Raw genomic sequence first — 20,790 nt, 5'->3', positions numbered from 1 at the left:
GTAATGGATACGGTAACAACAGAGTTGAAGAACAGCGGTCAATTGGAAGATGTGAAAGAATATGTAGAAAGCTACCCAGAGCTGAAGAAGTATGTTGAGGAAGCAGAAACAGTGGATGAGAGCCAGTTGCCTTTCAAAACGAGGGAGCAGGATGCACGGGCCTTGATAAGAATGGTCAGCATATTTGAGATTCAGGGCACTACAGCAGATACAGGAAGGAACAGTACCTAAAGAAGGAGTAATCCAAAAGCTTGAAAGCAATCGAAGAGGAGATTCTCGCATTAAGGTGATTGCGTATAAGGAGATTTATAATAAATAGAAGATCCTGATGGGGGCTTCTTTTTTAGGGGACTCTTTATCAGCTTGTACTTATTCCTTTGGTTGAAGAATAATAATTAACTAAGCGGACCTCGAAGAACAAGAGGAAAAAATTAATTACTTTTTTCTTTTATTATATAAGATGACCATGTATAATTATTCTATATAACGAACGTTAGTGAACTTAAAGAAGAAGGGGTTCTTTCAGGAGGAGGGATTTCATTAGTGGAGCCAAGAGCAGATAAAATAAGGAGGGCAAGAATGGAAAAGCGCAAAAGGCTTTTTAAGGCTTTTTCGGCGAGTACAGCGCTTTCCTCCATGATTCTCGGAGGTGCCCAACTGGCGTCGCCTACATATGCACAATTCAATTCTACCCAGGAAAAAGAAATCCAAATTGGAGCGTGTTTTATTTTTCCTAAAGTAATTGAAGAAGATTATCGGGATTTTGCGGTAAATTTATCTGAAGAAGTTATTGAGGAGGCCAAAGCTGCTATGATAGCTGGAGAGCAGCTAAAAGAAAAAAATACTGCAATCTCAATCTCAGAATTGAAATCTCTTAATGACAACAAATTAGATGATTCCGAGACTAACTCAGACAATACTGGTGCAGGGGGCGGAACTGCGGTAAATCAACTTACTTTGCAAAAGAATTCACTGGTAAGCCAATTGAACAGTGTAAAAAGCCAATTGAGAGCTGTTAACAGTGGAATACAGGAAATGGAAAATGAGTCTAAAGCGCTGGCAGCTTATTCACAAAGTATAAAGAGCTATCTGGAAAGCGTCTTAAAAGAAAGTAAAACAAACGGCAGCCTAAAGTTAATGGAATTAGAAAATTTATTGGCCGAAATAAATGGATTTAAAGATAAAGCTATTAATGAATGCAAATATGAGAAGGCCTATTTCTCTGAAGTGCTCACACCAATGAATCTAGCTACAGAAGGGCTGAAAGAAATCTTAAAAAAGCTGGAGGACGAAGAAGTCAGTTTTATAAGTTTGCTTGATGAATCCGAGAAAAACCTTCAGTCTTACACAGATAGCCTGCAAAGATACAGAACCGAAAGTGCCATGCTGGAAAATGAGATAGCCAGTATTAAAAGCAACATTGAAAAAGTAAAGGGGCAGATTGAAGCAGAAGAAGCAGCTAAAGTGAAAGCTGAAAAAGAGAAGAACAATCAGTCTCCTCCTGCAGAGAAACCGGATAATACCGGAAAACCTGCTAATCAAGATTCATCTGCAAATCCGGGAGAATCAAAAGCAGTCCCGCCAGCGGATGAGGAGAAGGCTGCCCCACCTGCAGGAGAGCAAAAGGACAATGCATCAGACAAACCAGCAGATAACGGAAAAGCACCAGACAACCAGCAGGATGCTGGCACAGACCCTGATACAGGTTCAGCTCAAGACAACAACAGCACTTCCGAAGATGCTTCTTGAGATACTGCTAAATAAGAAAGAGGATGCCTGAAATGGCATCCTCTTTTTTAAGTGACAGGCACCCATACCACTTTGGGCAAGTGGTATGGGTGCCTGTCACCAATTTTGTCACCAATTTCTAACTCAAACTCTCTTCAAATTTCTTCATCAGCCATTTATAATAGGCCGTTTTTTTCTGGGCGTCATTTCTGCCTGCGAAGAGGTTGTACACCTCAGAAATATTCAAATAATCGGGAAGGTTTTTACGGGTGGGGTCAAAGTAGCGGAAGCTGGACCAGCGGTAGTCCAGTGGATGATCGACAATTGAGGCTTCGACGGGGTTTAAGTGGATATAGCGGCTGACCTCAAGGAGGCCATATGCATCATAAATGGGCTTGCTGAAATACCTCTTCTCAAATACATGCCCTTGCACTCCATAGCGCTTGTTAAAATAATCAGCATAACCTTTGTTCAAATTTCTCATTACTCCGGGGAGCGGGACTTGCTGGGTTCGGAGCAGCAGGTGAAAGTGATTGCTCATTAAGCAATAGCTTGCCAGCTCCAGGCCGGTTTTACGGTGAAAGTAATGCAGAAGATTCATAAAGGATACAAAGTCATGATCTTCCTGGAATAGATCGGCCCGCCAATTCCCACGGCTCACCACATGGTGGAAGTGACTGGGGCTCCAGATTCTTTTTGGTCTTGCCATAATTACCTCCCTAATAAATAGATAGAACGCATTGTTAATTATTTGACTTTAGACCACAATTTTCCTTCCTGTTGGAATGGAAATTGAACAGATTAAGATGAAAAGTGATTGCCCGGTGTGAAAGGATTTCTAGCAAAAAAACATTGCTTTTCCATTCGATCTGGCTAATTCCAACGCTATTCGACAAAATCCGGGAGGTGCCTGTCACCACTATTCACCACTATCTCATTTACAAAATATTTGTAATGCTAAATAATTTTTACACTATTCGCTATTTATTTCTGATATATTTATAACTGGGTTGTTACATTTTAGCGAAATTTGTAATGATTCTACTTATTAGTAAAGGGTGAATATGGTATGAAAAAGTCGAAGAAGAGAAGTATAAATAAAGTTCTAACTTCAACAATGGCTTTAAGCCTTGTATCCGTTCCTTTCGTTTCAACTCAAGCAGGTGCTGAGGCGGCTGATAATCAAGCGCTTTCACAATCTGTGCAGAAAGCTTCAATTGTAAATGTTTTGGCTGAAAAACCAGAAGTGAATTACAATACGGCAGTACCGCAGGAGAGCGCTTCAACACTGAACCTTCGAATCATGGAAACAACCGATATTCATACAAACCTTTTAAACTTTGATTATTACAAAAATGCCGCTTCTGAAAAAGTTGGACTGGCCAGAACAGCAACCCTTATAGAAGACGCTCGTAAAGAAGAACCCAATAGTGTCCTGGTAGATAACGGGGACCTTATCCAGGGAACTCCGCTTGGTACATACGTGGCCAAGATTGATCCGCTTGAAGATGGCGAGCTTCACCCTTCCATTGCCGCTATGAATACCATGGGCTATGACATGGCCACTTTAGGGAACCATGAGTTTAACTATGGCCTGGACTTCCTTGATGAAGCTTATGATGATGCAAATTTTGATTTCGTTAATGCTAATGTGTACACAGATGATCAAGACGACAATCCCGAGAATGATGTTAATGAATTTACACCATATAGAATTGTAGATAAAGAAGTAACTGACGAACAAGGAAATCCTCAAACAATTAAAATCGGCTATATTGGATTTGCTCCTCCTCAGATCAATGATTGGGACAAGGCCAATCTAGATGGGAAAGTAGTTACAAAAGATATTATAGAATCAGCCAATAAATTCATCCCTCAAATGAAGCAAGAAGGTGCTGATGTCATAATTGCAATGGCACACTCCGGCTTTAACGGAAATGAGGAAAACACAGAGGACACTGTATACAGTCTTAGTAAAGTAGAAGGCATTGACGCCATTACTTTTTCACACACCCATAAAGTATTCCCTGCTAAAACTGAAGCCGCCCTTGATATCCTGTTTAAAGACGCTTCTGGCAAGGTGCTGCCTGGAGTTGACAATGCAAAAGGGACAATCAATGGAGTGGCAGCTGTACAGGCTGGATACGGCGGAGGTTCTCTTGGCTTAATCGACCTGACACTGGAGAAGCAGGGTGATTCCTGGACTGTAACGGGATCTCAATCCTCAACACGTGAAGTTTCAACTTCGGTGGCTCTTGACCAAGAGGTGGTTGATGCAGTTACTGAAGCCCACAATAAGACAATTGACTATGTAAATCAGCCGATTGGCACAACAACAGATGACATTTACAGCTATTTCGCCCTTGTACAGGATGACCCTTCCGTACAAGTTGTAACCAATGCCCAGAAATGGTTTGTAGAAAAGTATATTAATCTTAATAAGCCAGAGTACAAAGATCTTCCAATTTTATCAGTAGGTGCTCCTTTTAAAGCCGGAAGAAACGGTGCAGAAGAATATACTGAGATTAAAAAAGGCAACCTGACGATCCGGAGTGCAGGAGATCTTTACCTTTATGACAACACGCTAAAGGCGGTTAAGGTGAAGGGTTCTGTCGTAAAAGAATGGATTGAGATGACCGCAGGGAAATTCAACACAATTGATCCTGCCAAGACAGAAACGCAGGAGCTTTTAAATCCTTCTTTCCCAGTTTACAACTTCGATGTTATTGATGGAGTTAATTATCAAATCGATGTAACCAAGCCGGCCAAATATGATAAAGATGGAAAAGTGGTCAATGCAAACAGCAGCCGTGTCATTAACCTTACATATGACGGCCAGCCTGTTGATCCTGATCAGGACTTTATCGTTGTAACAAATAACTACCGTGCAGGCGGCGGCGGAAACTTCCCGGGCGTTAAAGGAAGCGAGCTGGTTGTGGACTCTGCAGATGAAAACCGTCAGATTTTGATGGACTACATCACAGAAGAAGAAACAATTACGCCTACTGCTGACAATAACTGGTCAATCGCTCCGATAGATGCAGATGTAAAGGTAACCTTTACTACTTCTCCTAAGGCAGAAGCCTATTTAAAAGAAGATGGAAACATTTCTTATACTGGAGAAAAAAATGATCAAGGCTTCGGTATTTTCAATATCGATCTAAAAGGTACACCTGCTGAACAGCCAAATGATCATGTAAAAGTACAATTGCTGGGATTAAACGACCTTCACGGACAGCTGGACACTACTACTAAGGTAGATGGCATAGCTTCTGGAAGAATTGATTTCACAGCTGCAGCGATGAAGGAAAGGGAAGCTGATAATCAGAATACACTTCTTGTACATGCCGGGGATATGATCGGCGGAAGTCCGCTTGTATCAGCTCTGTTCCAGGATGAGCCGACAGTAGAAATCATGGAAGCAATGGGCTTTGACGTTGGTACACTGGGGAATCATGAATTTGATGAAGGTATCGATGAACTGAAGCGGATGATCAATGGAGGCCAGCATCCAAATGGCACAGAAGACTATGATGGAATGAACTTTCCTGTTGTCGCAGCAAATGTCTACGACGACAGCACTGATGAGCTGATTACTGAGCCATATGCTGTTAAAGAAGTAGGCGGCCAAAAGATTGGATTTATCGGGGTTGTGACACAAGAAACGCCTGACATGATTGTACGCAAAGGAAATGAGAACCTTAAGATTACCGACGAAGTAGAAGCAATCAACAAGTATACAAAAGAGCTTCAGGAGCAAGGTGTTGAAGCCATTGTCGTACTGGCGCATAATCCTACATTCCAGGAGCAAAAAGCTGATTTGTATGATGCATCAACTATCGCTGAAAATGTAGATGATGCAGTTGATATTATCTTTGCGGCTCACAACCACGTGAAAGTGAATAAAGTAGTAGACAACAAGCTGATTGTCCAAGCCTATTCTTATGGAACAGCATTTTCTGATGTAGATATCGAAATCGATCCAGCTACCGGCGACATTGTCGGAAAAGCAGCTGAGATTGTTCAGGTTAAGCAAAGCGACTATACACCGGATGCCGATGTTGCTGCTATCCTTAAGAAGTATGCGGATAAAGTAGAGCCGATTAAAGCTGTTGTAGTCGGTGAAAATGCCACTGAGCTTGCAAAAGGCTATCCATCTGTGAACAGTGAATATGCTGATAACGGACTGGGTAATCTGATTGCTGATGGGATGATTGCATCAATGGATGCAGATTTCGCCCTGATGAATGGCGGCGGAGTGCGTGCGAACCTGCCGGCAGGAGAAGTAACCTTTGGAAGCCTATTCGCCATCCAGCCTTTCGGAAATGTTCTGAACAAAGTGAAGCTGAGCGGAGCCGATCTTGAAACAGTATTAAATAAGCAAATCACTGAAAAAGGCCTTGATTTCCACATTGCCGGCTTCAAGTACACATATTCTTGGGACAGTGCAGCTAAAAAAGGCAAAGTAGTGGATATTCTTAATGAAGATGGCACACCGATTGATAAGAATAAAGAATATACGGTTGTTATGAATAACTATATGTATGGCAATCTATCATATGGGATTGCAGAACTTGCGACAGACCTTGAAGTTGGGCAAATCGACTTGGATGCAACGGTTGACTTTGTAAAGACGTTGGAAAAGCCGTTCACATATGGTGTGGAAGGAAGGATTCAGAAAGTAGCCGCTCCAACTCCGCCAAGCAATCCAGGTACACCGTCAACTCCGGAATTGCCATATGTAACAGTTGAAAAGCAAACTGTGAATGGACAAGCATATGCAGTAGCAAAGCTTGATGAGCAGAAAATCCAGAGCTATCTGGCATCAGATAAAAATGCAAAGTCAATTGCGATTACACTTCCAGCAGCTGTTGGGCAGGAAAAAGTAAAAGCAGAAATCTCTGCTGAAATTCTTGAAATGCTGAAAAATCAGCATAAGAAATTCACAATTGAAGTGAATGCAGATAAGGCTGACTACAAGCTTTCTGTAGATGATATTAAAGTAGAAGACATTGCGAAACAGCTGGGTGCCAAAGCTGAAGATGTTAAACTGTCTATCTCTGTTAATGAGGCGGCAGACACTGCTGGTGTAATCAGCAAAAACACTCTTAAGCCAGTATCTCAACTAGTTGAATTCAATGTTTCGGCTAACGCTGGCGACAAGGTACAGGAAATCAGCCGACTTCCTAAATACAATGAAAGAGTGATTACACTCAACAAACAGGTTGATCCAAAGCATGCAACAGTTGTAAAGTTGAATGCCGACGGAACTTTCTCAGCTGTACCGACGAAATTCAAGGGTGAAGAAGCAATCTTTAAGAGCCTGACAAACGGCATATATACAGTTGTTGAAAACTCTGTAAGCTTTAAGGACATTTCTAAGATTTGGAACAAAGAAGATATTGAAACACTTGCTTCTAAATATATCGTCCAGGGATATGAAGACGGCACATTCAAGCCGAATACTTCTACAACCAGACTTCAGCTGGCGTTATTGCTGACAAGAAGTTTAGGGCTCTCCCCTGAAGCAGACTACGATGGACGTTTCAAGGACATTGGCAAAAGCAGCAAGTATGCTGAAGAAATCATGGCTGCAGTAGAGGCTGGAATTATCAAAGGAAAGCAGGATGGCAAATTCGATCCAAATGAAACGGTTAACCGTGAGCAGGCAGCTGCCATGATCAAGCGTGCAATGGATTACATGAGCTATGATGCTTCAAAAGCAGATAAGTCCAAGTCACTTGACAGCTTGAAAGATCAGAAGAAGATCAGCAGCTTTGCCAAGGAAGATATTGAATTTCTTCTTCAAGCCGGCGTAATGAGCGGTAAGCTTGACGGCAAGTTTGATCCTAAAGGGAATACAACAAGGGCTCAAATCGTTAAAATGATCCAAAATGCCCTCACTTTCTCTGACATGATGTAAAAGCAGAAAGAAGCTCCCTCCCTAGGGAGCTTCTTCTGCTTTAAACAGGCATCTCCCGAAAGAAAACAAAATATATAATTCGACAAATTCCGGGAGGTGCCTGTCACCAAAAAAAGAAGGATTTTCAAAACAAGCACAGAATAGTTATCTAGTAACCAAATACATTCCTGGAATGGAGGCCCGAAAATGGATCTTGGGAGTATCGGCAGAACTTTGCATCGTTTGAGAAAAGCGGCTAATCTTTCGCATGAGGAGCTGGCAGCGAATATTTGTCCTCCGCAGGCAGTAAAAGAAATCGAGGAAGGGAAGTCATATCCGTCCGTGGACATCCTGGAAAAGCTGGGGGAGAAGATGGGCTTGAAGATCAATATTTTCTTTGATGTGAGCGAATCTACCTCATCTACCTACATAGAAGCCGTACAGCAGATAATCCGAAAGTATATCCGGAACAGGGAGTATAAATCCATCGGGCTGATAGTAGAAAGGGAGATGAACAATCCCCTGTTTCAAACGCCTTTTCATCTTCAATTTTTAAAATGGCATGAAGGTATTTCCATTTATTATAATTCTGGGAATGTGCAGCAAGCGATTGATGTATTATGGGAGGCCATCGACCTTACGAAGGTGGACACCAATGTCTGGACAGAAAGGGAAATTGAAATCCTGAACAGCATCGGCGTTATTTATTACGAGGAACAGCGCTTTCACGAAGCGTATGAAACATATTATAAAGCCTACGGCCGCCTTGAGAGCCTGCCTTTTATTAAAAACAGCCAAATCAAAATTCGTGTACTTTACGGATTGTCTCAGACACTGTCGGAGATGGGCAAATATCATGAATCACTTGTCTACAGCAACAGGGGCATTGATATGTGCATTGAATCGGAGACCATGTATCTGCTGGGTGAACTCAATTATCAAAGCGGAGAAAATTACTTCAAAATTGGGGAAGAAGATAAAGGGATTGAGTTTATCGAAAGCTCAAAAACGGTCTTCTCCATACAGCGAAATGAAAAATTCATAGATTTGGTTAATAATGAAATGGCATTGTTATTAAAAAAATGATAACATAATATGTAACAACAGGAATATGCTTACAATATAAAAAGGATAGGAGGAATTCCGGTATGAAAAAATTTATTGCTGGCCTTACTCTTGCAAGTGCACTTGTAACTGGAGTGTTTGGATTAGGATTAGTTGATACATCTGTAACGCCTGGCGGAGGAGTAACAACAACAGGCCTTCCACCACAGCATTAATTTAAAACAGAGTGACAGGCTTCTGCCTGTCGCTTTTTCCTTTTGACCGGCACTTTCTCCTCTCTCCCACCTCTCTGCAGTGAGCCCCCTTCTATGAAAAAATTCCTGAATAAACAATACCTCACTCACCATCAAACAGTACTTTCGACCCCTATGCTAACATTTACATTTCTTTAAAATATTGGTACATTAACAATAATCTACTATTCTGACAAATAAAGAAGGGATATTAGTCTGGAAAAATAGTAAAAGAACATGGGGGGAAGACAGTGATAAAGAAAAGCTTTTCTATTTTGATGATCATGCTCCTTCTTTTTGCAACCGGGGCGATGGGAGCGGCTGCTCCTGCAAAGGCTTCAGCTAAAACGGTTCAGCAGAAATTGATGCTGGACAAGCAATATAAGCCGGATGATAAGGTCCGTGTACTGGTCGAGCTTGATGATGAACCAGCGATAGAATACGCGCGCAGAAGCGGCGTGAAATTCGGTGATTTAGCACCAACTGTTAAAAATAAGCTTCAAAAAGATGCGGTGACTGCACAAAGCGCGGTTAAAAATGAAATCAAATCCAAAAAAGTCGCAATCAAATATCTCAACAGCTTTACAACGATTGTCAACGGCTTCAGCGCCGAAGTGAAATATGGCGACATGGAAGCCATCGGAAAATTAAAGAATGTGGCGAAAGTACATATCGTCAATGAATATGAACGCCCGGAAGAAAAGCCGGAGATGCTTTACAGCAAGGAATTTATCCAGGCTCAGGAAGCATGGAGGGAATACGGAGTCAAAGGTGAAGGCATGATTGTCGGCGTCATTGATACCGGCATTGACCCGGATCATAAAGATATGGTGCTGACGGACAGCTCCACAGCAGAATTATCACAGGCTGATACAGACAGCCTTATCTCTGCCAATCAGCTTCCGGGCAAGTTTTATACAGATAAAGTCCCGTATGGCTATAACTATATGGATGATAACGATACCATCCTTGATCTTGGACCTGATGCGAGCATGCACGGAATGCATGTGGCAGGTACAGTAGGGGCAAATGGGGATGAGGAGAATGGCGGAATTAAGGGAGTCGCGCCTGAGGCCCAGCTTTTGGCCTTGAAGGTGTTCGGAAATGACCCTGAATTTCAGTCAACTTACGGAGATATCTATATAAGAGCTATGGATGATGCCATCAAGCTGGGGGCCGATGTCCTTAATCTGAGCCTTGGCTCAACGGCAGGATTTGTTTCTGCTGATGACCCAGAGCAGATGGCTGTGAAAAGGGCAGTAGACAGCGGTGTCCTTGTGGCTATTTCAGGCGGCAACTCTGCCCATTTTGGCTACGGGTTTGAAAACAATCCTTATGCTTCAAATCCTGATATCGGTGTTTCCGGAGCTCCGGGAGTATCTTATGATTCCCTTCAGGTTGCTTCTTCAGAGAACTCTTTTATGGATCTTGAAGCTGCTTCTGTTTCAATCGGGGAAAAAGAAAGCCTGCTTCCGTTTTTGTCGGCAGGAAGCGTCCATCCAAGTGCATTGGATAAAGAAGAGTTTTCAGTGGTCGATGCAGGACTCGGCAAGCCGGAAGAAACCCGGGCTGCTGATCTTGAAGGGAAATTCGCACTGATCCAGCGCGGAGAAATCAGCTTTGTAGATAAGGCCCTGAACGCACAGGCAGCTGGAGCAGTCGGAGTCATTATCTACAATCATACCGATGGAATGATTGGAATGGCCACTGACAGTGCGGTTGTAATCCCTCAGATAGAGATGCAGATGCAGGATGGGGAAATGCTGAAAACAGCCCTTGATAGCGGTGAGGAAGTGAAAGTTTCCTTTAATGGGGAAAGTGCCAAGGTAGCAAACCCGGAATCCGGGAAAATGAGTGATTTCTCTTCATGGGGGCTTACGCCTAATCTTGATTTCAAACCGGAAATCACAGCTCCCGGCGGACAGATCTACTCTACATTGAATAATAATCAATACGGGATGATGAGTGGTACATCCATGGCAGCGCCTCATGTTGCCGGCGGCTCAGCCCTTATCCTCGAGAGAGTGGACAAGGAATTCAGCCTGGCTGGCTATGAGCGGGCAGCTTTCGCCAAGAACCTTCTTATGAATACGGCAAAGCCGATTGTGGATCAAGGCCCAGCGCAGAGCAAGCTTGCCCAGAATAATTTCTATTCGCCGCGCCGCCAGGGAGCAGGCATGATGCAGCTGAATGCAGCCTTGCACACTCCTGTTGTTGTAACAGAATCAGCGACAAACGAGGCAAAAGTGGCTTTGAAGGAAATTTCAGCTGATTCTATTTCCTTTACGCTTAAAGCCACTAACTACTCAGATGCTGCGGCCGTATACCAGGTTAATGTCAATGCCCAGACAGATCTGGCTGAAGAAGGCTATCTGGGTGTACAGCCAGGCCAGCTGGAAGCACAGGAACTCCAGGGGGCAAAAGTGGCCATCAATGGAGAGGAGGCACCAGTGATCACGGTGCCGGCAAATTCATCCGCAGAAATCAAAGTGGACATCGACCTTTCAGAAGCTAAAGTGCTGAGTGAGGACGGAACAAGCACAGTTTCACCGGAAGAAATTTTCGCAAACGGGTATTTTGCTGAAGGATTTGTAACTTTTACAGATACGGAAGATCAAAATCCTCCGCTGACTGTCCCTTATACAGGCTTTAAGGGAGACTGGAATGCCCCTCCGATCCTGGACGGATTTGTATGGGAGGCAGATAGTTTTTATAAAATGGCAGGAATGGTAACCGTGATGGATGGGGAGTATGGCTATCTTGGCTATAATGCATTCACAAAGGCAACCCTCCCTGAGTCCATTGCCATTTCTCCCAATTCAGACGGAATACAGGAACAGGCAATCCCTGTTTTATCTTTCCTGAGAAATGCCAAAACAGCAGAATTCAATATTCTGGATGATGAAGGTAAGCTGCTGAGGAAATTGAGAACAGAAAATAATATTACGAAAAATTATTATGATAGCGGCAGCAGTCCGCTTTACTCTCTTGACCCTGCAAGAAGCTGGGATGGAAAAGTAAATAACAAAATCGCTGAGGGAGACTATTTCTACGAAATCAAGGCAAAAATTGATTATCAGGGAGCAGACTTCCAAAGCTTCAAAATTCCGGTCAAGATTGATAATACAAAACCGCAATTAGAAGCGAGCTACAGCGGACAGAAATTAACATTCAAGGCAGAAGATGACGCGGAAGGAAGCGGCATTGCCTATATTGATATTTTCATTGATGGAGAAACGCTTTTCACAACAGAAGAAACCCCCGGACTGCCGGGCGATGCAGTAGAGTACATCCTTCCTGACAGCCTGGAAGCAGGCCAGGAAATCATTGTAGCTGCCTTTGACTATGCAGGAAACGCAGTAGAAAAAGAGTTCGAGGCTGAAGAAGACAGTGAGGACCCAGGCGACCCGGGTGATCCAGGAGATCCAGACCCTGGTAATCCAGGCAGCCCTGGAGGCGGGGGCGGAACACCGCCGGCACCTCCTGCTGGAGACAGCCAGGGCGACTTAAAGCTTGAAGGAAGCACGGCAACCCTGACAGTTGATGAAGGTAAAATTCTTGCCGCTATCAATGATCCTCTTAAATCATCTGTTACTATTGATCTCTCATCTTCACAGAAGGACGCTTCTTCCTTCCAGGCAGTTGTAAAGCCTGAAACGATTAAGAAGATAGCAGACAAAAACAAGTCTCTTACAGTGGCTACAGGTAATGCCAGCATCACCATTCCGGCCAAGGTTCTAAAAGAGGCAGCAGGACTTTCATCAGGAGAGATCAAGTTCAGTGTTTCAGAGCTTCAGCCGAAAAAATCCGAGCTTCCAGCAGCAGAAAAAGGACAGCGGAGAATTTCGGATGTGTATGATTTAAAGATCATCTACACTAAAGATGGCAAGGAACGCTATCTGACAGGCTTCAGCGAGCCGGTGTCAGTAAGCCTTTCAATCAAAGGGGCCGAATTGAATGACAAGCGGAAGGCTGCCGCTTATTACCTGAATGAACAGCAGAACAAATGGGAATACACAGGCGGCAAGGCTGAAGGGGATTCAGTAACATTTTCGGTGAATCACTTCTCCAAGTATGCAGTATTAGAAAACAGCAAAACATTCAACGATATCAAGACGCATTGGGCAAAGGATGAAATCGAGGTGCTGGCTTCCCGCTCCATTACAGGAGGGAAGACGGCAGACAGATTTGCTCCCGGCGATAAGCTGACAAGAGCAGAGTTTGCCGTATTGCTTGTAAGAGCCTTAAATATACCGACAGAATCCTACAGGGGTGTCTTCCCCGATGTTACGGCCAAGCAATCATGGAGTGTGCTCCATATTGAGGCTGCGAGCCGTGCAGGCATTGTACAGGGCGATTTGAAAGGAAAGTATAATCCGGGAGAGGAAATAACGCGTGAGCAGATGGCCGCCATGATCGTTAGGTCCATCCGCTACCTGAATGAAGATCTTTTGGACGGCGTATCCTCCGAAAAGAAATTCAAGGATCAAAGTACAGTGAGTCCTGGTCTGCGGGAAGCAGTATCCCAGGCAGCGGCCCTTGGCATTGTAAAAGGAAAAGCCGGCGGAACCTTTGCTCCGAAAGCGGACACAACAAGGGCGGAAGCTGCAGTTATGCTGTACAGGCAGCTTTCCCTGCTGGATGAGATCTAATAACGCAAAATCTTTGAAATCGAATTGAAATGAAAACGTAAACTAAAAAAGCATCAGCTCCTGGTCCCGGGAACTGATGCTTTTTTAGTTTTTCATATTAAAAGGGGTAATTCTTAATGCCCTTATTTTTTCACAGCCAGAATCAATAGACTCATAAAAAAGGTTCTTAATATAGTAGAAAAAGACACAAAATAAAGAAATTGGAAATATTTTATTACAAAATTTCATGTTTATAGACAAAATGGATTATACAGGTACAGCTTCCAGTGTGTTAAAATGTAGGAAAATGGCGAAAGGAGCAAGCTAGATAATGAGGAAATTTTTTTGTGTGATTTTGCTGGCTTTGATGATGCTGCCGTTCTTTGGCACAACATCTGAAGCAGCTGGATCCTTTAAGGACGTAGGAGCTGATTACAGAGCCTACAAGGAAATCATGTACTTGGCTCAAGGTAATATTGTCACGGGAAGCTCAGACGGATATTTCAGCCCCAACAAGGAGGTAACCCGCGCAGAAGCGGCGGCGATGCTTGGGAGGGCTTTAAACCTTAATGGAGCGAAAAGAGTCACACAATTTAAAGATGTCAACAGTCAGTCGTTTGCTTCTGGATATATTCAATCAGCTGTAGATAAAGGGATCATCTCAGGATATTCCGATGGCTCCTTCAAGCCGGGCAAGCCGGTGACACGGGGAGAAATGGCCCTGCTGATCAGCCGTGCTTTCCAATACGGGGAGAACAGTACGGGCGGTGCAGCGAATGCACTGATGGCCAGGGGGATAGCCCAGGGGATTTCACCAACGAATTTTGGATATGATTCCAATATTAAAAGGGCGGATTTTTCCGTATTCCTCGCCAGATCGGTAGATTACAAGCTTAGGATCGGCGCAAGTGTTTCATTTACAGGTGAACTTACGGTAAACGCAGATTCCCTGAATGTACGGACAGGGCCGAACACAGATTATCCAAAGGTTGATTCTTTAGCACAGGGAACAACCGTACAGGCTGCTTATAATGTAGGAGACTGGGTGTACATAAAGTCCGGCTCTGCTGAAGGGCTGGTACATGGTGCATACTTGGATGGAAGCTATAAGCCGGGGGATGTAAATAATGATCCGATTGCCCTGCAGACAATCGTAATTGATCCTGGACATGGCGGATCCGATCCAGGTGCAGGCGGTTTTGGCATCCTGGAAAAGAATGTAGTGCTGGACACCTCTTTAAAGGTAAAGAGCCTGTTGAGCAGGACTCCGTTTGATGTAAAGCTGACAAGGGAAACCGATGTATTTATCTCCCTGCAGAAAAGGGTAGAATTTGCCAAGGCTGCTAAAGCGAATATATTCCTGAGTGTGCATGCAAATGCATTCAATGGAACAGCCAACGGAACCGAAACCTATTATTATAATTCGGCTGCAACGAATCCAAATACAGCTGAAAGCAAGGCACTGGCAGCAGCAGTCCAAAACAGGCTGCTTAACGCCTGGAAACTCTATGACAGAGGCGTTAAACACGGAAACTTCCACGTAATCCGTGAAAATACCATGCCTGCAGTGCTTGTAGAGCTTGGTTTCATTGACAATCAGAAAGATAATGAAAAACTCAAATCGTCAGCTTGGCGACAGAAAGCGGCAGAGGCGATTTATTTCGGGATTTTAGACTATTATAAGCAAAAAGGGTACAATGTGTCCTCTTACTATAATATCTGATATTTACCCCGACTCTATAAGATATAAACAACAACAGGAGCTGATTAAGCTCCTTTTGTTTTATAGTTCAGCCTTTATATAAGATAATGATAGAATGAAAGAATGATAGCGATTCGGCAGCTTGCTGAAGCCGTTCCCCGCTTTCGTGAATCTAGTAGAACGGAGTCTTTAACTATGAAAAAATGGCTGATGCCTGCGGCAGTTATGTTGTTAATAAGCAATATCCTATTTCCGGTCATGAATAATGGCAGCACTGCTGCAAAAGCCGCCCCGGAGACACAGGAGGCTAATTACATCGCGTTTTTTAACGGGGAGATCAATGAAAAGCTGATTGAGTCGGCAGGCGGGGAAGTAACGCGGGAATATGGGCTGATCCATGCCGCTGCAGTTAAGCTGCCTGCCGCCTCGGCAGAAGTACTGCGCCTCTCCGGTGAGCTTGCGGGCCTTGAGAAGGATCAGAAGGTACAGGTGGGCGGACAGGTGATTCCATGGGCGCACGGGAATATAAACCGAACGTCCATGCAGCCGGCAGGCCTGACAGGCAAAGGCGTAAAGATTGCCATTATCGATTCCGGTGCTGCTGAGCATGAGGATCTTTCCATCGCTGGCGGTGCCTGTGTACTGGATCTTAATTATAATCCGCTGGCCTGCAAGGATTCTTATAAGGATGAGAACGGGCATGGAACCCATGTGGCAGGTATCATTGGTGCCCTGGACAATGAGGTCGGCATAGTCGGCGTGGCCCCTGAAGCACAATTATATGCGGTCAAGGCGCTGGACCGCAGAGGGGACGGTACTTCATCCACTGTCATGGCAGGACTGGAATGGGCCATCAAAAACGATGTGGATATCATCAATCTGAGTCTCACCACACCATATGATGATGTTGGTATCCGGACAATGATAGATAAAGCTTATGAAAAAGGAATCCTGATCATTGCTGCAGCCGGAAACTCGGGGAAGGGCGACGATGTGAATACTGTGGAATATCCCGGCAAGTTCCCGAGTGTCATTGCCGTATCCGCCGTCAATAAAGCGAATGTGAAGGTGCCTTCATCCTCCAGCGGGGCTGAAATAGAGCTAGCCGCACCGGGCAGCTCTATTTACAGCACAACGCCTCAAGGGTATGGGTACATGACGGGAACTTCAATGGCATCCCCTTTCGTAGCCGGAATGGCAGCACTATATATGCAGAAATATCCCGGCTACACGAATAAGCAGATCAGGAAGCTTCTGCAGACAAATGCCAAGGACCTTGGCACTCAGGGAAAAGATCATCTTTACGGATACGGCCTCGTTCAGGCAGACACAGCAAAGGTAAATCCGATACCCGTCTCGGCCAAGGCAGACAACAGCGGGAAAATCTCACTGGATATGCAGAATGTTTTGAAGGAATTCAAGGCCTATAATGTATATCGTTTCGGCGGACTGATCGCAGAAGGGGCCGCAGAACCAGTTTTTGAGGACTACGGGGTAAAAGGACAGGTCCCTTACATGATTGTGCCCCTGAACGGGAAGGAAGAGAAACTGGACAGAAGCACGCTTGTCTCTGCAGAGATTGCTTCTCCTTACTTCAAGGACATGACAAATTCGCTTTGGTACAGCAGGCACTTAATATACCTCAACAGGGAAGGTATACTGAACGGCTATCAGGAAAAAATGATGGGTCCAGGAAAGCTTGTAACCAGGGCAGAAGCTGTTGCAATGATTGGAAGGGCGCTGGGTATCGAAGGCACCCAGAAGGCTACCAGATTTAAGGATGTTCCATTTGCCAGCTTTGCTTCTGGCTATATTGAAGGAGCTGCAGCCAGCGGGATATTGACCGGGTTCAAAGACGGGACATTCAGGCCGAATGAGCCGGTGACACGCGCAGAAATGGCCATTTTGATAGCGAGAGGCTATAAACTGCCTGAGGCTTCAAATGTCTCATTTTCAGATGTGAGCCCAAGCATAGCCGGTTCAAAGGAAATTCTGAAAATCGCCGGAGCTCATATTTCAGAAGGCTATCCTGATGGTACATTCAAGCCGGGAGAAAAGATGCTCCGCTCCTCCTATGCCGTATTCCTGGCAAGGGCGGAAAATAAAGGTTTAAGATAAAAAAGACGGGCTTTATGCCTGTCTTTTTTATGTTCAGATATGCCAACTTACATATATACCCTCCTTTTTCGTCACATATTCCCATCAAACCCATTTGTAACATAATCGTAAAGTAATAGTCCGGAATTATCTGATAAAATAAGCCTATAAAATTCATATTTCGATATTATTTATGAAAAAAAGCCCAGAGGTGAAAAAATGAAACGGTTATTGTCAAAACTACTCATTGCAGTGATGGTTTTTGCTATCCTGCCTGTATCATCAGCGTTTGCATCGTCACAGCAGGAACAGATCGCAGCTATAGCAAAAGACAATCTTGGTGTGCCATATAAATATGGGGGCACTGCTCCAAGCGGTTTTGACTGTTCAGGATTCCTCTTCTATGTTTTTGGAAAAGTGGGCATCACTCTCCCGCGTGTATCGGCTGATCAGTATAATGTCGGCACTCCGGTTTCAAAGTCTGATCTGGCGGTCGGTGACCTTGTCTTTTTTGAAAAAACATATGATAAAGCAGGTATCACCCATTCAGGCATTTACATAGGCGACAATCAGTTCATCAGTGCAACAACGAGCAGCGGCATCAAGATTGATTCATTGAGCAGTACATACTGGGGACCAAAGTTTGCAGGTGCGAAAAGGGTGGTTGCAGCGGCAGCGGCATCACAGCAGTATACAGACCTTGATGCCAATCATCCGGCATATGCAGCAGTCAATGCGCTCAGCAGCCAGAACATCATTAAAGGCTTTGAGAATTCAACCTTCCTTCCAGAGAACCCGGTTACAAGAGGACAGGCTGCGGCCATCATCAACAGAGTGCTGAAAAAGGATGCTTCCAGCCTGAATGCTTTTAAGGATGTATCGCCAAACTATCAATTTGCCAATGATATTGCAGCTATAAGAGAATCCGGGATTATCACCGGCTTTGCCGATGGCACATTCCGTCCAAACAGCAATATGACACGTGCAGAGATGGCCGTCATCATTCAGCGGGCCTTCAATCTCAAGAATAAAGGTGTCACAGCCGCAAGCACCGTGTATACAGATGTCAGTCCTGGCTACTGGGCTTTCAATGCCATCATGGTCATGCACCAGATCGATACGACTTCCATCTTTGGCGGCAGCCAATACCGTTCGTCAAGCAACGCAACAAGAGCCGTCTTTTCAGCGGCAATCTATAACTCTATGAATAATTCCAGATAATTCATGCAAACCAGGAGGATAGTCCCGCACTCCTGGTTTTTTTCTTGCTTTTTTTTCCGGAAACTTGAATTTCATGTTCATTTTGCCATGGTAGTTTTGGTAGAATAAGAGGGAATCTTGTAAAATCTTAGGGGGAGAAAAATGAAGAACAAATTCAGCATGCTTTTCGCTCTTATGCTGGCAGTCAGCCTGTTTTCTTTTACCGGGCAGTCAGCATTTGCCAATGATGATATCTCAGGGATTACTTTGGAGACCGAAATGCGTGCGATGGTAAGTGAAGGCATTATCAACGGATTTGGAGACGGAGTATATAAGCCCGGCGAGATGGTGACCAGGGGGCAGTTTGCTGCGTTTGTAGCAAGGGCCTTGAAGCTTCCTGAAGGACCTGTGTCGTTTGCGGATGTGCCTCTATCCTCAAGTCTGGCGCCGGGAATCAACAGCGCAGGTGCTGCAGGAATTGTGACAGGATATGCCAATGGGAAATTCGGGCCGAATGATCCGGTCACGAGAGAGCAAATGGCGGTCATGATTGACAGGTCGCTTATCTACTTGAATGTGGACAGAACTGAGGCTCCTTTAAGTTTTACAGATGCCGGCCAGATTAATAAAAGCTTCAGGCAGGCAGTAGCAAGAAACCTATATGACCAGATTATAAAGGGCGTGCCCAACGGCGATGGAAGCTTCCGCTTTCTTCCGCAGAAGTCAGCTACCCGCGCAGAGGCAGCAGCCTTTATATACAGGATGATTAAAACAGCTGAATCCTTTGTGGGAGAGGGCCCTGGGGGAGAAGAGCCCGAATCAGGCGCTTTCCGGGTGTCGACAATCGATAGCAGTGGAAACCTTCAGCCGGGATCCCGTTCATACTCAACCTTTGATGCGGCCAATAAAGCTGTATCAAGCTCCAGTCAGGTGGTGACGCTGAATGAACAGATCGTCAAAATGTCAGCGGGACTTGTCATTTCCAGACCGCCGGTAGGCAGCTCTTTAACGTATATATACAGCGATTCAAGCTTTAAGAATAATATTACCTATGTCCCTGCCCAGCAGGAAATGAAATATGTAGATTCTAATGAAAACTATGTAAAAGTGATCATTGCGGGGATGACTGCATATGTAAAGCACACCGAAGCTTATCTGATTCCCAATCAGCAGGTAGCCGGCAGAAACTATTATTCTGTCAATGTGAATGGTGAGCTGGTTCATTCCATCTACACGCCTTCAACCAATACCTATGCTTCATATTCCATGGGCAAGGCTCCTTCATTCCTTACAGCCGGGAACAAGTACTACAGCTGGGATGGAGGAACATTTACAAATACAACCGGACAAACAATCGGGACAGCCTATCAATACTTCAATTATCTCCCTGCCAGGACAACAACGAATTATACGGCAGAAGAGCTGAATCGTTTCATTGATATGAGGCTCGGCGAACTGGATGCATTATACAGAAGCAATCCGGCAGCCTTTGTACGCTATAAGGATGCTGCAAAGCTCAGTAAGATCAAGGGACTTGGCGCTGCCATTAAAGCAGCCGAAGCAAAGCATAGAATTAATGGCCTCTTGATTCTTTCCATGGCCATGCACGAAAGCGACTATGGCATGAGCAGGCTTTCACAGGAAAGAAACAACCTTTTTGGACTGAAGGCATATGACAGCAACCTGAATGAGGCAGAGAAATTTGCTGCACCGGCAGAAGCGATCGATGCCCTGGCCACAAGGTACCTGAACAAAAATTACATTAACCCGCTCGGCGCCTACCCTAACGGCGGTGCGACAGGAAACAAATCCCGCGGATTTAATGTGAAATATGCGTCAGATCCTTTCTGGGGCCAGAAGATCGCCGGCCATATGTATAGGGTGGACAGTTATTTAGGCAAGAAAGATTTTGGATTCTACCAGATTAGTGAAACAACTACTTCAGGCTTGAATGTGCGCAGCACACCTGAGGTTTCAGCATTGAACCTGCAATATACGTACAAAAATGCAGGCATGCCGATTGTGGTGCAAAGCACAAGCAATGGCTGGAGCAAGATTATCTCGGACCACAACACTATCTCTGAAGCCTATGTGTCAGCTCAGTACATCAAACTGATGCCGATAGTGAAATAATTTTAAAAGACTTTAAGCATCATTGAATAAAAGAAAGACAAATGGGGATACTGACTATTAATCCCCCTGAAAGGTTTTGCCGGCTGCAGACGATTCGAA

At 44.5% G+C, this 20,790-nt stretch carries 11 protein-coding genes and 1 pseudogene; 11 read left to right on the top strand and 1 reads right to left on the bottom strand.

The window, feature by feature from the left end; all coding sequences use genetic code 11:
• The first annotated feature begins 3 nt into the window (after positions 1-3).
• Positions 4-231, top strand: a complete 228-nt coding sequence (locus N288_RS21815; protein ID WP_009792685.1) for a hypothetical protein — start codon at positions 4-6, stop codon at positions 229-231.
• Positions 232-579: 348 nt separating this feature from the next.
• Positions 580-1,749 (top strand): synaptonemal complex protein 1, encoded by a 1,170-nt coding sequence (locus tag N288_RS21810; RefSeq protein WP_009792686.1) that lies wholly within the window; start codon positions 580-582, stop codon positions 1,747-1,749.
• Between the two features lie 118 nt (positions 1,750-1,867).
• On the opposite strand, the gene N288_RS21805 is transcribed toward N288_RS21810, so the two are convergent.
• Positions 1,868-2,437, bottom strand: a complete 570-nt coding sequence (locus tag N288_RS21805) for a transposase (RefSeq protein WP_022544490.1) — start codon at positions 2,435-2,437, stop codon at positions 1,868-1,870.
• Between the two features lie 360 nt (positions 2,438-2,797).
• On the opposite strand from N288_RS21805, the pseudogene N288_RS21800 reads away from it, so the two are divergent.
• The 9 genes and pseudogenes from N288_RS21800 to N288_RS21770 form a co-directional block, all read left to right on the top strand.
• Positions 2,798-6,418 (top strand): annotated as a pseudogene (locus N288_RS21800) (bifunctional 2',3'-cyclic-nucleotide 2'-phosphodiesterase/3'-nucleotidase); the annotation flags it as partial.
• Positions 6,419-6,646: 228 nt separating this feature from the next.
• Positions 6,647-7,651, top strand: coding sequence for an S-layer homology domain-containing protein (locus tag N288_RS25910; protein WP_410110758.1), 1,005 nt, complete (start codon positions 6,647-6,649; stop codon positions 7,649-7,651).
• 186 nt (positions 7,652-7,837) lie between these two features.
• Positions 7,838-8,716: a helix-turn-helix domain-containing protein gene (locus tag N288_RS21795; protein WP_009792689.1), complete on the top strand. Its 879-nt coding sequence runs from the start codon at positions 7,838-7,840 to the stop codon at positions 8,714-8,716.
• 62 nt (positions 8,717-8,778) lie between these two features.
• Positions 8,779-8,910 carry a hypothetical protein gene (locus tag N288_RS25745; RefSeq protein ID WP_022544488.1) on the top strand — a complete coding sequence of 44 codons (132 nt, stop codon included), beginning with the start codon at positions 8,779-8,781 and terminating at the stop codon, positions 8,908-8,910.
• Positions 8,911-9,179: 269 nt separating this feature from the next.
• A complete protein-coding gene (locus tag N288_RS21790; RefSeq protein WP_022544487.1) occupies positions 9,180-13,580 on the top strand; it encodes a S8 family serine peptidase in 4,401 nt (1,466 codons plus the stop codon).
• A gap of 310 nt (positions 13,581-13,890) precedes the next feature.
• Entirely contained in the window at positions 13,891-15,282 is a 1,392-nt protein-coding gene (locus N288_RS21785; RefSeq protein ID WP_022544486.1) for an N-acetylmuramoyl-L-alanine amidase, read from the top strand.
• A 174-nt stretch (positions 15,283-15,456) separates the two neighbouring features.
• Positions 15,457-17,379 carry a S8 family peptidase gene (locus N288_RS21780; RefSeq protein ID WP_009792693.1) on the top strand — a complete coding sequence of 641 codons (1,923 nt, stop codon included), beginning with the start codon at positions 15,457-15,459 and terminating at the stop codon, positions 17,377-17,379.
• A gap of 198 nt (positions 17,380-17,577) precedes the next feature.
• On the top strand, positions 17,578-18,579 hold the full coding sequence (locus N288_RS21775) for a C40 family peptidase (protein ID WP_022544485.1): 1,002 nt from the start codon (positions 17,578-17,580) through the stop codon (positions 18,577-18,579).
• A gap of 141 nt (positions 18,580-18,720) precedes the next feature.
• Positions 18,721-20,691: an S-layer homology domain-containing protein gene (locus tag N288_RS21770; RefSeq protein WP_009792696.1), complete on the top strand. Its 1,971-nt coding sequence runs from the start codon at positions 18,721-18,723 to the stop codon at positions 20,689-20,691.
• The last annotated feature ends 99 nt before the right edge of the window (positions 20,692-20,790 follow it).

Source organism: Bacillus infantis NRRL B-14911, from assembly GCF_000473245.1.
In the GTDB taxonomy this organism is placed as follows: domain Bacteria; phylum Bacillota; class Bacilli; order Bacillales; family Cytobacillaceae; genus Bacillus_AB; species Bacillus_AB infantis.
Note: the sequence above shows the minus strand (reverse complement) of the source record. Positions and strands in the feature narration are given on the sequence as shown.

Bases quoted from the DNA above. Each gene is read 5' to 3' on its own strand.
- N288_RS21815 (WP_009792685.1), top strand. From the start codon at position 4: ATGGATACGGTAACAACAGAGTTGAAGAACAGCGGTCAATTGGAAGAT.
- N288_RS21810 (WP_009792686.1), top strand. From the start codon at position 580: ATGGAAAAGCGCAAAAGGCTTTTTAAGGCTTTTTCGGCGAGTACAGCG.
- N288_RS21805 (WP_022544490.1), bottom strand. From the start codon at position 2,437: ATGGCAAGACCAAAAAGAATCTGGAGCCCCAGTCACTTCCACCATGTG.
- N288_RS25910 (WP_410110758.1), top strand. From the start codon at position 6,647: ATGCTGAAAAATCAGCATAAGAAATTCACAATTGAAGTGAATGCAGAT.
- N288_RS21795 (WP_009792689.1), top strand. From the start codon at position 7,838: ATGGATCTTGGGAGTATCGGCAGAACTTTGCATCGTTTGAGAAAAGCG.
- N288_RS25745 (WP_022544488.1), top strand. From the start codon at position 8,779: ATGAAAAAATTTATTGCTGGCCTTACTCTTGCAAGTGCACTTGTAACT.
- N288_RS21785 (WP_022544486.1), top strand. From the start codon at position 13,891: ATGAGGAAATTTTTTTGTGTGATTTTGCTGGCTTTGATGATGCTGCCG.
- N288_RS21780 (WP_009792693.1), top strand. From the start codon at position 15,457: ATGAAAAAATGGCTGATGCCTGCGGCAGTTATGTTGTTAATAAGCAAT.
- N288_RS21775 (WP_022544485.1), top strand. From the start codon at position 17,578: ATGAAACGGTTATTGTCAAAACTACTCATTGCAGTGATGGTTTTTGCT.
- N288_RS21770 (WP_009792696.1), top strand. From the start codon at position 18,721: ATGAAGAACAAATTCAGCATGCTTTTCGCTCTTATGCTGGCAGTCAGC.